This window comes from Stenotrophomonas sp. STK17_22, from assembly GCF_051983905.1.
Lineage (GTDB): Bacteria > Pseudomonadota > Gammaproteobacteria > Xanthomonadales > Xanthomonadaceae > Stenotrophomonas > Stenotrophomonas maltophilia_A.
Genome location: NZ_CP197010.1, coordinates 555,713 through 569,800 on the forward strand (window position 1 = coordinate 555,713; position 14,088 = coordinate 569,800).

Annotated in this window: 15 protein-coding genes and 1 riboswitch; of the genes, 9 read left to right on the forward strand and 6 right to left on the reverse strand. The window is 68.0% G+C overall.

The window, feature by feature from the left end; all coding sequences use genetic code 11:
- Position 1: 1 nt before the first annotated feature.
- Positions 2–292 carry a DUF3247 family protein gene (locus ACSYS9_RS02485; RefSeq protein WP_049463459.1) on the forward strand — a complete coding sequence of 97 codons (291 nt, stop codon included), beginning with the start codon at positions 2–4 and terminating at the stop codon, positions 290–292.
- 160 nt (positions 293–452) lie between these two features.
- On the opposite strand, the gene ACSYS9_RS02490 is transcribed toward ACSYS9_RS02485, so the two are convergent.
- On the reverse strand, positions 453–716 hold the full coding sequence (locus tag ACSYS9_RS02490; protein ID WP_005407925.1) for a hypothetical protein: 264 nt from the start codon (positions 714–716) through the stop codon (positions 453–455).
- Between the two features lie 156 nt (positions 717–872).
- Here ACSYS9_RS02490 and ACSYS9_RS02495 point away from each other — a divergent pair, with 156 nt between their 5' ends.
- From ACSYS9_RS02495 to ACSYS9_RS02505, 3 genes are read left to right on the forward strand one after another with little or no spacing between them, the layout of a single operon-like run.
- Positions 873–1,937 carry a class I SAM-dependent methyltransferase gene (locus ACSYS9_RS02495; protein ID WP_032128737.1) on the forward strand — a complete coding sequence of 355 codons (1,065 nt, stop codon included), beginning with the start codon at positions 873–875 and terminating at the stop codon, positions 1,935–1,937.
- Positions 1,934–2,635, forward strand: a complete 702-nt coding sequence (locus ACSYS9_RS02500) for a pseudouridine synthase (protein WP_049463458.1) — start codon at positions 1,934–1,936, stop codon at positions 2,633–2,635. Before ACSYS9_RS02495 ends, ACSYS9_RS02500 begins: the two co-directional genes overlap by 4 nt.
- Complete coding sequence (locus ACSYS9_RS02505) at positions 2,632–3,315, forward strand: HAD family hydrolase (RefSeq protein WP_049463457.1); 684 nt, start codon at positions 2,632–2,634, stop codon at positions 3,313–3,315. Before ACSYS9_RS02500 ends, ACSYS9_RS02505 begins: the two co-directional genes overlap by 4 nt.
- Positions 3,316–3,522: 207 nt before the next feature.
- Here ACSYS9_RS02505 and fabB read toward each other — a convergent pair whose 3' ends face one another.
- Positions 3,523–4,731, reverse strand: a complete 1,209-nt coding sequence (gene fabB, locus ACSYS9_RS02510) for a beta-ketoacyl-ACP synthase I (RefSeq protein WP_049424825.1) — start codon at positions 4,729–4,731, stop codon at positions 3,523–3,525.
- Positions 4,731–5,246 (reverse strand): 3-hydroxyacyl-[acyl-carrier-protein] dehydratase FabA, encoded by a 516-nt coding sequence (gene fabA, locus ACSYS9_RS02515; protein WP_049463456.1) that lies wholly within the window; start codon positions 5,244–5,246, stop codon positions 4,731–4,733. The genes fabB and fabA overlap by 1 nt, the downstream gene beginning before the upstream one ends.
- A 191-nt stretch (positions 5,247–5,437) precedes the next feature.
- On the opposite strand from fabA, the gene dinB reads away from it, so the two are divergent.
- Positions 5,438–6,532, forward strand: coding sequence for a DNA polymerase IV (dinB, locus tag ACSYS9_RS02520; protein ID WP_049463455.1), 1,095 nt, complete (start codon positions 5,438–5,440; stop codon positions 6,530–6,532).
- Between the two features lie 291 nt (positions 6,533–6,823).
- On the opposite strand, the gene ACSYS9_RS02525 is transcribed toward dinB, so the two are convergent.
- Positions 6,824–7,735 carry an MBL fold metallo-hydrolase gene (locus ACSYS9_RS02525; protein ID WP_049462430.1) on the reverse strand — a complete coding sequence of 304 codons (912 nt, stop codon included), beginning with the start codon at positions 7,733–7,735 and terminating at the stop codon, positions 6,824–6,826.
- Positions 7,736–7,820: 85 nt separating this feature from the next.
- Positions 7,821–8,459: an NAD(P)-dependent oxidoreductase gene (locus tag ACSYS9_RS02530; RefSeq protein WP_049462428.1), complete on the reverse strand. Its 639-nt coding sequence runs from the start codon at positions 8,457–8,459 to the stop codon at positions 7,821–7,823.
- Positions 8,460–8,567: 108 nt separating this feature from the next.
- Between ACSYS9_RS02530 and ACSYS9_RS02535 the strand changes: the two genes are divergently transcribed.
- From ACSYS9_RS02535 to gph, 3 genes are all read left to right on the forward strand, one after another.
- A complete protein-coding gene (locus tag ACSYS9_RS02535; RefSeq protein WP_032128732.1) occupies positions 8,568–9,497 on the forward strand; it encodes a LysR family transcriptional regulator in 930 nt (309 codons plus the stop codon).
- On the forward strand, positions 9,494–10,285 hold the full coding sequence (locus ACSYS9_RS02540; RefSeq protein ID WP_032128731.1) for a class I SAM-dependent methyltransferase: 792 nt from the start codon (positions 9,494–9,496) through the stop codon (positions 10,283–10,285). The genes ACSYS9_RS02535 and ACSYS9_RS02540 overlap by 4 nt, the downstream gene beginning before the upstream one ends.
- A gap of 64 nt (positions 10,286–10,349) precedes the next feature.
- Positions 10,350–11,018 carry a phosphoglycolate phosphatase gene (gph, locus tag ACSYS9_RS02545; protein WP_049462426.1) on the forward strand — a complete coding sequence of 223 codons (669 nt, stop codon included), beginning with the start codon at positions 10,350–10,352 and terminating at the stop codon, positions 11,016–11,018.
- Between the two features lie 128 nt (positions 11,019–11,146).
- Here gph and btuB read toward each other — a convergent pair whose 3' ends face one another.
- On the reverse strand, positions 11,147–12,991 hold the full coding sequence (gene btuB / locus ACSYS9_RS02550) for a TonB-dependent vitamin B12 receptor (protein WP_049462423.1): 1,845 nt from the start codon (positions 12,989–12,991) through the stop codon (positions 11,147–11,149).
- 115 nt (positions 12,992–13,106) lie between these two features.
- Positions 13,107–13,329: riboswitch (cobalamin riboswitch) on the reverse strand.
- 142 nt (positions 13,330–13,471) lie between these two features.
- Here btuB and ACSYS9_RS02555 point away from each other — a divergent pair.
- Positions 13,472–14,050, forward strand: coding sequence for a histidine phosphatase family protein (locus ACSYS9_RS02555; RefSeq protein WP_049462421.1), 579 nt, complete (start codon positions 13,472–13,474; stop codon positions 14,048–14,050).
- The last annotated feature ends 38 nt before the right edge of the window (positions 14,051–14,088 follow it).

A 14,088-nucleotide genomic window follows, 5' to 3' on the forward strand; every position in this document is an offset into this window, starting at 1 on the left:
GATGTCCCGTACAGCTCCCCGCATCCACACCGATCCGGCGCAGATCGCGCGCCTGGAAGCCCTGCTGCCGCAGCTGGAAGGCGAAACGCAGGTGGAACTGACCCTGCACGATGGTCGCCGACTGCTCGGCACCGTCGCCGTGAAACCGACGGTGCAGCAATACCGCAACGAGGCCGGCGACGAAGGCAGCAACGGCCAGCTGCGCCTGGATGACTACGACACGCCGGTGCAGCAGCACCATGTGTGGCTGGATGAGATCGCCAGCATCCGCAGGTTGCCGCCCAGGGTCTGACGGCAACCTGCCAACCCCATCCACGCATGGCGTGGATCTACTGGAAAGGGCCACGCATGGATGTGCGTGACCTCGTCATCGGCCAGGCCTCATGCCGTCCACGCACAGCGTGGATTTTCCAGAGGTTGCAGTAGAGCCACGCCATGCGTGGCTGTTGGGATCAATGCTCGAACAACGTAGGCGTCGCCTCGAACCGGCGCGCATAGGCGCGTTCTTCCGCCACCCTCGCCACCTCGTCGTCGGCCAGGTCCGGTGCGCCGTACACCGCATAGGCCACGCTTCCGTCGGCACCATGGCCGACCTGGTGCAGCCGGTAGCGCGAGTGGCCACCGCCGGTGTCCTCGGGGTAATGCACGGGCGGATGGCTGCCTTCCAGGTCCATTTCACTGTTGTCGACCACGCCACCGACGAACAAGGCTCGCATGCAGGTTCTCCTGGGTTTCCGGGGGAGCCTCTACCCTGAACGTTTCAATGTTGCTGGCAGATCAAGGCCCCGTTCGGGTTTCGCAAAGCGGCCGCCGGGGCCGGCCCGGCCAAGCCGGTACAATGGACGGCCCTCACGCTTGAAGTACCCGCGCCGATGGCCTCCAGCGACGACGCCCCCCTGCAGACCCTGTTCCTGCCGTTCTCCCAAGGCGCCCTGCGCTGGCCGGAGGGCCCGGTGGCCTTCCTGCGTGCCCGCGACGGCTGGCCGCTGCGCGAAGTGGCCGGCAACCGCGAAGTGCATTGCGAGCAGAGCTTTGCCCCGTTCGCGCAGCCGCTGCAGCAGGCCGCCGGCTGGACCGTCAGCGGCCAGCTGGATGATGTGGCCGGCAAGGGCCGCTACCCGCTGGTGCTGGTGCTGCCGCCGCGCCAGCGCGAGGAGGCCCGTGCCCTGTTCGCGCGCGCGCTGGCGCTGGTCGCCGACGGCGGCCGCATCGTCGCCTGCCAGTCCAACAACGAAGGTGCACGTTCGGGCGAGGGTGACCTCAAGCAACTGACCGGCCTCGGCGGCAGCCTGACCAAGAACCACTGTCGCGTGTACTGGACCGCCCCGATGCAGGGCCAGCACGACGCCGACCTGGCCAAGCGCTGGTCGGCACTGGATGCGGTGCGGCCGATCGTCGGCGGCCGTTTCCTCAGCCGCCCGGGCGTGTTCGCCTGGGATCGCATCGACCCGGCGTCGGCGCTGTTGGCCGAGCACCTGCCGGCCGACCTGGCCGGGCGTGCCGCCGACCTCGGCGCGGGCTATGGCTACCTGTCGCGCGAGCTGCTGGAACGCTGCCCGAAGATCACCGCGCTGGATCTGTACGAAGCCGAGCAGCGTGCGTTGGCCCTGGCCGAACTGAACCTGGCGCCGCCGCCGCGCGCGCTGCCGCTGCGCTTCCTGTGGCAGGACGTCACCGCGGGTATCGAACCGGGCTACGACGTCATCATCAGCAACCCGCCGTTCCACACGCCGTCGCGCGCCGATCGCCCGGACATCGGCCAGCGCTTCATCGCCGTGGCCGCGCAGGCGCTGCGCCCGGGCGGACGCCTGTACGTGGTGGCCAACCGCCACCTGCCGTACGAGTACACGCTCAACGAGAGCTTTGGCGCGGTGCGCGTGATCGCCGAGCGTGATGGCTTCAAGCTGGTGGAAGCGGTGAAGGGGAAGGGCAAGTGAAGCTGGTCAAGCTCATCGCCAACCTGGGCTATGGCAGCCGCAAGCAGGTGCAGTGGATGTTCCGCGAAGGCCGCGTCACCGACGCCGACGGCGAGGTGCTGTATGCCGACGACCAGGTGCCGCACGAGGCGATCCGGGTCGACGGCGAGCCGCTGGACCCGCCGGTGGGGCTGTCGATCGCGCTGCACAAGCCGGCCGGCTACACCTGTTCGACCAAGGACACCGGCCGCTTGATCTACGACCTGCTGCCGCCGCGCTTCCGTGACCGCGATCCGGTGCTGTCCACCGTGGGCCGCCTCGACCGCGAGACCAGCGGCCTGCTGCTGCTGACCGAGGATGGTGGCCTGCTGCACCGGATCATCTCGCCGAAGTCGAAGCTGCCCAAGGTCTACGAAGTGGAACTGAGCGACGACCTGCGCGGCGACGAAGTGGCGTTGTTCGCCAGCGGTACGCTGATGCTGGAGTCCGAGAAGACCCCCCTGCTGCCGGCTGAACTGGAAGTGCTGGATGCGCGTCGCGCACGCCTGGTACTGCATGAAGGCCGCTACCATCAGGTACGCCGCATGTTCGCCGCCACCGGCAACCACGTGCAGACCCTGCACCGCAGCCGCGTCGGCGGGCTGGACCTGCAGGGACTGGACGAGGGGCAATGGCGGCAGCTCACCTCCACCGATCTGGATACGCTGTTCGCTCCATGACCACCATCGCTGCGCTGCCGTTCCTGCCCGACGCCGTCATCTTTGACATGGACGGCCTGATGATCGACAGCGAGCGGGTCTCGCTGGCCTGCTGGAGCGAGGCCGCCGACGAGTTCGGACTGGGCCTGGACGAGGCGGTGTTCCTGCGCATGGTCGGCCTCGGTGACCGTGACACGCACGCGCTGCTGCGTGCGCAGGGCATCGAGGACAGCGTGATCGAAGCGGTGGCCGCACGCTGCCATGAGCTGTACGAAGCACGCACACAGACCGGCCTGCCGCTGCGTCCGGGCATTCTGGAGCTGCTGGAGCTGCTGAAAGCGCACGCGGTACCGCGCGCGGTGGCAACCACCACGCGGCAGCCGCGGGCCAACCGCAAGCTGGCCGCTGCCGGCCTGCTGCCGTATTTCGATGCCGTGATCACCAGTGGTGATGTGGCGCGGCCGAAGCCGGCGCCGGATATCTACCTGCTGGCCGCGCAGCGGCTGGGCCAGGTGCCCGAGCGCTGCCTGGCGCTGGAAGACTCACCGGCCGGCACGCGTGCAGCGCTGGCTGCCGGCATGACCGTGATCCAGGTGCCGGACCTGGTGCATCCGGATGAAGAGCTGCGCGCACTGGGTCACCGCATCGTCGGCTCGCTGGTGGACGCGCACGCGCTGCTGCTGCCGCTGCTGCCGAGGTAACGGTGGGCGCCGACCGTGGGTCGGCACACCCAATGCCCCGGCAGGTGCCAACCTTGGTTGGCACGCCCAAACGCCCTGGTAGGTGCCGACTTTGGTTGGCACGCCCAAACGCCCCGGTAGGTGCCAACCTTGGTTGGCACGCTTTTCAATGCAGTCGAGCAAGCTCGACTCTACGGGTGCCGACCGTTGGTCGGCACACCTGCCCCATCACACCCGCCCGAACACCAGTGCAGCGTTGGTGCCACCGAAGCCAAAGCTGTTGGACATCACCGTATCCAGCTTCTGCTCGCGGCTCTCGCGCAGGATCGGGAAGCTTTCCACCTTCGGGTCCAGTTCGCCGATGTTGGCCGAACCGGCAACGAAGCCATCGCGCATCATCAGCAGGCAGTAGATCGCCTCATGCACGCTGGCCGCACCCAGCGAATGGCCGGACAGCGCCTTGGTCGAGGACAGCGGTGGCACCGCATCGCCGAACACTTCGCGGATCGCGTTGAGCTCGGTGACGTCGCCCAGCGGCGTGGAAGTGCCGTGGGTGTTGAGATAGTCCAGCGGACGATCGACGTCCTGCAGCGCCATCTTCATGCAGCGCACCGCGCCTTCACCGGACGGCGCGACCATGTCGGCGCCATCGGACGTCACGCCATAGCCGATCAGCTCGGCATGGATGTGCGCACCGCGCGCAACCGCGTGGTCGTAGTCCTCCAGCACCAGCATGCCGCCGCCACCGGCGATGACGAAGCCGTCGCGGTCCTTGTCGTATGGACGCGAGGCGCTGGCCGGGGTCTCGTTGAAGCTGGTCGACAGCGCACCCATCGCATCGAACATCACGCTCATCGACCAGTGCAGGTCTTCACCGCCACCGGCGAACATGATGTCCTGCGCGCCATGGCGGATCATGTCCGCGGCGGCGCCGATGCAGTGCGCCGAGGTCGCGCAGGCGGCCGACAGCGAGTAGCTGACACCCTTGATCTGGTAGGCCGTGGCCAGGCAGGCCGAGACCGTCGAGCACATCGTGCGCGGCACCATGTACGGGCCGACCTTGCGCACACCGCGTTCGCGCAGCAGGTCGACTGCGCCGATCTGCCATTCGCTGGAGCCGCCGCCGGAACCGGCGATCAGGCCGGTGCGCAGGTTGCTGACCTGCTCGGGGCTGAGCCCGGCATCGGCGATCGCATCGCGCATGGACAGGTAGGCGAAGGCCGCCGCATCGCTCATGAAGCGCTTCTGCTTGCGGTCGATCAGCGCCTCCAGGTCGAGGTCGACGCGACCGCCTACCTGGCTGCGCAGGCCCGCTTCGGCGTGGTCGGCCAGGGCGGTGATGCCCGAGCGCCCTTCGCGCAGCGCAGCCGAAACGGTATCCAGATCATTGCCGAGGCAGGACGTGATGCCCATGCCGGTGATGACGACGCGACGCATCAGAAGCTCCCGGTTTCAGTGAACAGGCCGACGCGCAGGTCGCGCGCGCTGTAGATTTCGCGGTCATCCACGTACATGCGGGCGTCCGACTGGGCCATCACCAGCTTGCGGTTGATGACACGGCTGATGTCGATCTCGTAGCGCACCAGTTTGGCCTCCGGCAGTACCTGGCCGGTGAACTTCACCTCGCCGCAGCCCAGTGCGCGGCCCTTGCCGGGGGCGCCCAGCCAGGTCAGGAAGAAGCCGGTCAGCTGCCACATGGCATCCAGGCCGAGGCAGCCGGGCATCACCGGGTCGCCGGTGAAGTGGCAGCCGAAGAACCACAGGTCCGGGCGGATATCCAGTTCGGCGCGTACCATGCCCTTGCCATGCGGTCCGCCGTCCTCGCGGATGTCGGTGATGCGGTCGAACATCAGCATCGGATCGTTGGGCAAACGGCCGGCGGCGGTGCCGAACAGTTCACCGCGTGCGCTGGCCAGCAGCTGTTCGCGGTTGAACGCGTGGAGACGGGTCATGAAGCACAATCCTGGAAGCGGGGAAACAGGGAAACAAGCGCTCGAGGATGCCCGTGGAAACTGCGCCGATCAAACATTTCAACCGTACGCAACCGTAGTGTTTTCAAGGGAATACGCGCATCCTGTTGATGTGCAACGACCATACTTCGGCGTGTGGCCCACCCGGCCCGGCCCCGCCTTTCCCACCTGACATGACCCGACTGCGCAAGATCATCCACGTTGACATGGACGCGTTCTACGCGTCGGTGGAGCAGCGCGACGATCCGTCACTGCGCGGCAAGCCGGTGGTCGTGGCATGGCGGGGTGCCCGCTCGGTGGTGTGTGCGGCGTCCTACGAGGCGCGCGTGTTCGGCGTGCGTTCGGCGATGCCCGCCGTGCGTGCCGAGCGCCTGTGCCCGGACGCGATCTTCGTGCCGCCGGACTTCGCGCGTTACAAGGCGGTGTCACAGCAGGTACGCGCGATCTTCCTGCGCCATACCGACCTGGTCGAGCCGCTGTCGCTGGACGAGGCCTATCTGGACGTGACCGAGCCGAAGAGTGGCATTGAACTGGCCACCGACATCGCCCGCACCATCCGCGCGCAGATCCGCGAGGAAACGAACCTGACTGCTTCAGCCGGGATCGCGCCGAACAAGTTCCTGGCCAAGATCGCCTCGGACTGGCGCAAGCCCGACGGCCAGTTCGTGATTCCACCGCAGCGGGTGGACGCCTTCCTGCTGCCACTGCCGGTGAACCGCGTGCCCGGCGTCGGCAAGGTGATGGAAGGCAAGCTGGCCGCGCGCGGCATCGTCACCTGCGGCGACCTGCGGCAGTGGGCACTGATCGACCTGGAAGAGGCGTTCGGCAGTTTCGGCCGCAGCCTGTACAACCGCGCACGCGGCATCGACGAGCGGCCGGTGGAGCCGGACCAACAGGTGCAGTCGATTTCCTCCGAAGACACCTTCGCCGAAGACCTGCCGTTGGAAGACCTGGGGGAGGCGATCGTGCAGTTGGCAGAGAAAACCTGGAATGCCACGCGCAAGACCGAACGCGTCGGCCACACCGTGGTGCTGAAACTGAAGACCGCGCAGTTCCGCATCCTCACCCGCAGCTTCACCCCGGAGCGCCCGCCGGAATCGATGGAAGAACTGCGCGACATCGCCCTGGCCCTGCGCGCCCGCGTCGACCTGCCGGCGGAGACCCGCTACCGGCTGGTGGGTGTCGGACTCGGTGGCTTCCGCGAAAAGGAGCCGGTGGTGCAGGGGGAACTGTTCGAGCACGGGCCGAACGAGTCCCCACGTAGCTGATCTTCGTGTCGACCAAGGTCGACACCTACCAAGAGCAGGTCATGCCATCCAGACAGGTTGCGGAGACATGCCATCCAGGCAGATCGCAGAGAACTGTCGAAGGCGGGGTGGGTCCGGTTGCGGGGGCGTGAGCGCCATGGATGGCGCGACCGAGCCTCCATGGACGGATTCACGGCGTCCCCCGCAACCGGACCCACCTCGCCATCCCACGGATAGCCAGCTGTTGCTTCGGCTGTTGCCGTTGCATTGAGCAGGTGCAGGGCGCAGCCCTGCAAAAGAAAACTCCCTACCTCATGGCCACTGCATCTCGCCCTTGGCCACCTTCGCACTCAGCTCCAGCGACTCCACGCCCGCCAGCTTCGGGTACCGCGCCTGCATTGCTTTCACCAGCGCCGCACTGTCCTTCGCCTTTGCCGCCTCAACATCGAACGCGCGGATGTAGTCCGAGGTGAAGCGCAGCGCACTGGCATCCAACGCCGCACCCGGCGCGTAATGCCCCGGCACCACCACCTTCGGCTTCAGTGCCTGCAGCCGCTGCAGGGTCTGCAGCCAGTCGGTGTGCGACTTCGGCGTCTGCGTGTCGGCCATCCACACGTGTTCACCGGCCACCACCGGAATGCCACCGACGATCGCGCGCAGCGACGGCACCCACAGCACCGTGCGGTCCGGCGTGGGTCCATCCAGGCCGATCAGCGGCAGGCGCTGGCCTTCCAGTTGCAGGGCATCGCCGTCCAGCACCTGCGGCACCACGATGCGCGCCGGCACGTCGGCGCCCATCTTCGGTCCCCAGTAGGCCAGCTTGCCGGCCTGGGTCTGCTGGATGTGGGCGACGGTCTGCGCAGTGGCGACGACGCGCGCCTGCGGGAACGCGTCCTGCAGCGTGGCCAGGCCGAAGTAGTAGTCCGGATCGCCGTGGCTGATGTAGATGGTGGTCAGCTGCTTGCCGCTGGTGCGGATCAGCTCGACCAGCTTGCGCGCGTCGCTGGCACCAAACTGCGCATTGACCAGGATCGCGTCGTGGCGGCCTTCGATCAGCACCGAGGACACCGAGAACATCGCCTGCGGGCCGGGATGGAAGGTCTGCAGGTGCAGCTGGGATTTCGTGGCCGTGGCCGGCGCCGCGGCGGCCGGCGCGGCGAGCAGTGGCGCACTGGTGAAGCTGGCGGCCAGGGCGAGGGGGAGCAGCAGGGCAGCGGTACGCATGGGGCATTCCTTGTGGCGGACGGCGAGCCGGGCGTGGGCCTGGCTCACAGGTGGGTAGCGCCGGGCCATGCCCGGCGGCCTGGCATCAGTACGCCGCAGTGATGATCTGCTTCGGGTACTGGTGCGCTTCCAGCTCGGCGACGAACGCCGCGCCGTAGTCGGCGTAGCTGATGCGGCTGTGGCCGCTGGCATCAGCCAGGAAGGCCTTGGGCTGTACGCGGTACTGGCCGCGCTCTTCGCCCGGGCCGATTTCGGCGGCCGGCGAGAAGAAGGTCCAGTCCAGGTCATCCACCGCCTGCAGGCGGTTGAACGCCTCACGGTGGGCCAGTGCGTACGGCTTGTAGGCCTCCGGGAAGGTGGGGGTATCGACCAGCTGCACGCCGGGTGCGACTTCGAGGCTGCCGGCGCCACCGACCACCACCAGGCGGGGCACGCCGGCCTTGCGTGCGGCGGCGGCCAGCTGCGCGGCGACCTCGCCGACGCGGCCGATGTCATCGCCCGGGCGCGGGCCGTAGGCACTGGCCAGCACGTCGTGGCCGGTGATGGCGGCAACCAGCGCGTCCTGGTCATCCAGCGAGGCGATCACCGGATGGGCACCGGCCAGCTCGGCCGGGAGGTCCTGCGCGCTGCGTACGATGACAGTGAGTTCGTGGCCGCGGGCCAGCGCGTGGCGGGCGATCTGGCGGCCGATGTTGCCGGTGGAACCAACGAGGGCGATCTTCATGGCAGGACTCCGTGGGGCGGTGTGGGGTGGGAATGGGGCCACTCTAGGCTGCTGCAGTTGATCGAAAAACAGCGTATAACGCGCTTGTTTGTTGCATGGATCGAGCATATGGACCGATTGACCGCCATGACCGTCTTCGTCGAGGTGGCCGAGCGCGGCAGCCTCACCGCCGCCGCCGAGGTGCTGGACATGTCGCGGGCGATGGTCAGCCGCTACCTGGCCGAGGTCGAGGGCTGGCTGGGCGCACGGCTGCTGCACCGGACCACGCGCCGGGTCAGCCTGACCGGTCCTGGAGAGGCGGCACTGGCGCGCTTCCGGCAGATGCTGGCGATCGGTGAAGAACTGCAGGGCGAACTGGCCAGCGATGATCCCGAGCCGCATGGCACGTTGCGGGTGACCGCCAGCGTCTCGTTCGGGCAGAGCCATCTGGCACGGGCGGTGGCTGGCTTCGTCGCGCGCCATCCGGCGGCGCGCATCGAGCTGCTGCTGGTCGACCGCACGGTGAACCTGGTGGAAGAGCGCGTGGATCTGGCGGTGCGCATCGCCCGCCAGATCGACCCGAGCCTGATCGCGCGGCGGCTGGCCACCTGCCGTTCGGTGCTGTGCGCGACGCCGTCCTACCTGCAGGCGCGTGGCACACCGACCGCTCCCGAGCACCTGGCCGCGCACAACTGCCTGACCCACCACTACGTCGGCAAGAGCCTGTGGCAGCTGCACCGCGACGGTCGTTCGCTGTCGGTGGCGGTGGGTGGCAACATCAGCGCCAACGAGGCCTCGCTGCTGCTGGAGGCGGTGCGCGCCGGTGCCGGCATCGCCATGCTGCCGACCTACCAGGTGGCGCCGCTGCTGCGCAGTGGCGAGCTGATCGAACTGCTGCCCGAATTCAGCCTGGACGAACTCGGCATTCATGCCGTGTACGCGTCACGGCGCCAGCAGCCCGCTATCATGCGGCGATTCCTGGATTTCCTGGGCGAGTGTTTCGCCAGCCCGGCCTTCCAGGATCTGGATTGGCGCCCACCGGGCAAGGAGAACACATGAACCATGGACAGGCCTTGATCGACCACAACCGTGCTGCCTGGGACCGCCAGGCCAGCGAAGTGCGCGAATGGTCGCGCCCGGTGGAAAGTTCAACGATTGCCGCCGCGCGCGAAGGCCGCTGGCAGGTGCACCTGACGCCCCGCGCGTTGCCACTGGACTGGATGGGTGATGTGCGCGGCCGTCGCATCCTGTGCCTGGCCTCAGGCGGTGGCCAGCAGGCACCGGTGCTGGCCGCTGCGGGCGCTGACGTCACCGTGTTCGATCTCTCCGACGGGCAGCTGGAACAGGACCGCAGGGTCGCCGCGCGCGATGGCCTGCAGCTGCGCACCGTGCAGGGCGACATGCGCGATCTGCACGTGTTTGCCAACGACAGTTTCGATGTGGTGTTCCACCCGATCTCGAACCTGTACGTGCCTGATGTGCGCCCGGTGTGGACCGAATGCCGCCGCGTGCTGGCACGCGATGGCATGCTGATGGCCAGCTTCTACAACCCGGTGCTGTTCGTCGGCGCGCGCGATCCGCAGCTGGATGCACAGGGCCTGATCCGGCCACAGTACGCCATTCCCTATTCGGACCTGGAAGACCTGGCGCCGGCCGAGCGCGAGGCGAAGCTGGCACGGGGTGACGCGCTGACCTTCGGCCACAGCCTGACCGAACTGATCGGTGGGCAGCTCGATGCCGGCTTCATCATCGATCGCTTCATGGAAGACTGGCAGCCGCAGCCGCGATTCCTGATCGATCGCTATCTGCCCACCTTCCTGGCGACCCGCGCGCGCCGGATCGGCTGAGGCGGATCGGCGCAAAAACCTGCGGCGTACAATGGACGGCCCCACGTCATGCAGGTGCCGTCCCTTGTCGTATCCCTATCCGCTGGTCGTGTTCGACCTTGATGGCACGCTGGTCGACAGCGCAGCTGATATCGCCGAAGCACTGAACCGCACGCTGGAGGACATCGGTGTGGCACGCGTGCCGGAAACCACGGTGCTCGGTTGGATCGGCGACGGTGTGCGCCGCCTGGTCGAACAGGCCGTGCATGCGGCCGGCCGCGAGGTGGACCTGGCCGAAGTGATGCCGGTGTTCATGGTGCACTACCGTGAGTGCCTGCTGCGCAGCCCGCGTCTGTTCGATGGCGTGGCTGAAGCACTGGCGCAACTGCGTGCGCGCAACGTGCCGCTGGCGATCTGCACCAACAAGCCCGAAGCGCTGGTGCCACCGCTGCTGCAGCATCTGGGCATCGGTGATGCGTTCGCGCTGGTGCTGGGGGGCGACTCCCTGCCGCAGCGCAAGCCCAGTGGTGAACCGCTGCGGCATATCGCCGCGCACTTCGGGCTGCCTGTAGAGGCGTGCCTGATGGTCGGTGATTCGTTGACCGACTACCGTGCCGCCGAAGATGCAGGCATGCCGATCGCGCTGGTGCGTTACGGCTATCCGCGCGGCCTGGACCTGGCCACCGCGCATGCGGTGGCGGTGATCGACGACCTGCGTGAACTGCCGGGGTTGCAGGGCTGGTGCAACGGATAACGCCGGTCGCCGGGCGGTAACCGGGCCGACGCAATGGGTAGTGCCGGCCGCTGGCCGGCAACCCGCGATGCGCTGTCGAAGGTCATGATGTTGCCGGCCGGCGGCCGGCACTACCATGACCGTCGCGGTCACTTCGGCTGGTAACGCACGCTCAGCTGGTACTCGCGGCCCGGCTGGTTGAACCACGCCACGGTTTCATACGTGCGGTCGAATACGTTGGCGGCGCGCGCCAGCAGCGACCACGACGGCGTCAGCGCGTACTCGGCGCGCAGGTCCAGCGTGCCGTAGCCACCGACCTTCACCGCGTTGGCCGCATCGTCATAGCGCTTGCCCGCACCCTGCACGGTCAGGCCGGCGCGGAAATCGCCGAAGCGGCGGTCGACGTCCAGGCGCGCGGTCTGCTGCGCACGGCGCGGCAGCCAGTTGTCGAACTGGGTGCTGCCATGGGTGCGGTTGCGCGGGTCGGTGTAGCTCAGCTGCGCGTTGATGTCGAAACCGGCCAACAGCACGCCACCGGTCAGCTCGGCACCGCGGATGCGCGCCTTCTCCACCTGCTGCATCTTCATCGTGGACGCATCGTAGGTGATCAGGTCATCGATGCGGGTCTCGTACACATCCAGGCCCCAATGCCAGCCCTGGCCCTGCTGCGAAACACCGAGATTGGCGCTCTTGGACTTCTCCGGGTTCAACGTCGGCACCCCGCTCCACGGGTCGTACAGGTCGCTGAAGGTCGGCGCCTTGAACGCAGTGCCGTAGCTGGCATTGACGCGCAGGCCGTGCTCCAGTTCCATCGCCCAGCCCACGCTGCCGGTGGCATGGTTGCCGAACTGCTGGTTGTCGTCGTTGCGTGCGCTGGCCTGCAGCTGGTGGCGGCCGAAGCGGCCCTGATACTGCACGAACACGCCGGTGTTGCGACGGCTGTCGACGAGGTAGCCCGCGCTGCTGCCATCCAGGTTGTCTTCGCTCCAGTCCACGCCGGTGCTCAACAGCTGGCCTTCGGCCAAGGTGAAGTCACCCTGCAGCGAGGCGCTGTCGCGGTGGGTCTGCGCGCTGCCGCGTGCGCCGAAGTCGCCGAAGTTGTCCGACTCGTTGTCACTGCGGCCGACGTTGGCTGTGAAAGCCAGGCGTTCAGACGGGGTGTAGCGCACCTTGCCGGCCAGCACCTGCTGGCGGGTCTCCGAGTAGTTGTAGTAGCCGTCGTAGTGGTTCTTGCCGTCGGCGCGCAGTGCGCTGCCTTCCACGGTCCACTGGTCGTTGAAGCTGTAGCCGCCGCGCAGGCTCTTGGACAGGTTGCGGTAGCCGTCGCGGTCGTGCTCGTCGGCAAAGCAGCCCGCGGTGAACACCGAGGCGGAGCCGCGGCAGGCATCGATGCCGTCGGAATGCTGGTAGGCGATGTCGGCGCCGAACCAGCCGCGTTCGGTGCCACCGCCGATGCCGCCGCTGGCTTCGCGCAGGCCGTTGCTGCCACCGCCGAGCTGGAAGTGCGGAGCGAAATCGCCCTGGTTGCGGCGGGTGAAGATCTGGATCACGCCACCAATGGCGTCGGCACCGTACAGGCTGGACTGCGGGCCGCGCACGATTTCCACGCGCTCGATCTGCGCCAGCGGCAGGTCCTGGTACATGGCCAGGCCGAGGTCGGCACTGTTGATGCGCACACCATCCACCAGCACCACGGTGTGGCCCGAGTTGGTGCCGCGCAGGAACAGCGAGCTCTGCTTGCCGAGGCCGCCGGAGTTGGTCAGGTTGATGCCGGCGCGGCCGCGCAGCAGCTCCTGCAGCGAGGTGGCCTGGCTGGATTCGATCTGCGCGCGGTCGATCACCTGGGCCGGCGCGATGCTGTCCTGCAGGGCGATCGGGGTGCGGGTGGCGGTGACCAGGATCTGGTCGAGCGCGGTGGTGTCATCGGCGGCCTGGGCCAGCGCGGGCAGGGCGGCCAGCACGGCCAGGGACAGCATTCGGGACTGCAGCTTCATGGGGGACTCCAGGTGCCACGCACGCCCGCGTGGCGAAGGGGAGGAGCCGCGAAGGCAGGCATGCGCCGACGCCGCAGCGCAGGCTGCGGTCATCCAGCGCCATGCCCACCGCATCGCGACCTGAGGCTTCCTGGCCGGTCTCCGGGCTTGCCGCCGGGTGGCGCGAGGCCACCGTCCAGGCGCCTTCCCATGCCTGCGGCACAGTGGCGTTGTTGCCTGGAACTGACGTGCTTACCGTTGCGGGGGCAGCGCCGGCCTGGCGTGGAATCACGCGTCACCGGCTTCCCGTTTCAACCTGCCGGCCGTGGCCGCAGGTCACCTGGAAGTGCGCGCAGTCTACGGCATCGCAGGCGGCCCGTAGCGTCGAGCGTGCTCGACTGCCTTTGCTGTGCCCTTAGAATGGTCCCTCGATCCCGTGGTGCCGTTGCCGATGTCCGCCCGTTTTCCGCTGTTCCCGCGTTGCCTGTACAGGACGCACGCATGATCCTCGACCTGGTCCGCCATGCCGGCAACGGTCGCGATGAGTTCCTCGATGGCCGCAGCGATCCACCGCAGCTGGCCCGCCTGCCGCAGGAACTGGTCGACGCCTACGCTGCGCAGCCCTGGGAGCGGGTGATCAGTTCGCCGCGGCTGCGCTCGCTGCACACGGCGATGGCCCTGGCCACGCCGCGCGGGCTGGACGTGGAAGCGGACGAGGAATGGGAAGAGCTGGATTTCGGCGATTGGGACGGGCAGTCGCTGTTCGACCTGCCGGAGGACGCATTGGCGGCCTTCCATGCCGACCCGCATGCATTCCCGCCGCCGAACGGCGAAAGCTGGGGCCACTTCGAGCGGCGCATCGCGCGCGCGCTGGATCGCCTGCTTGATGATGACGATCCGGTGCCGACGCTGGTGGTCAGCCACGGCGGCCCGCTGCGCATGGTGCTGTCGCAGGTCTGCGGCCTGCCGATGTCGCTGTGCTGGGCCCTGCGTATTGACCACGGCACACGCCTGCGGGTGTGGCTGGAGCGCGGCGAGGTCGGGCTGGTGGGCGAACTGCAGGAGCTGCAGCAGCCCTGACCGCACTCGCCGGGCATGACCCGGCGCTACCGATCCCG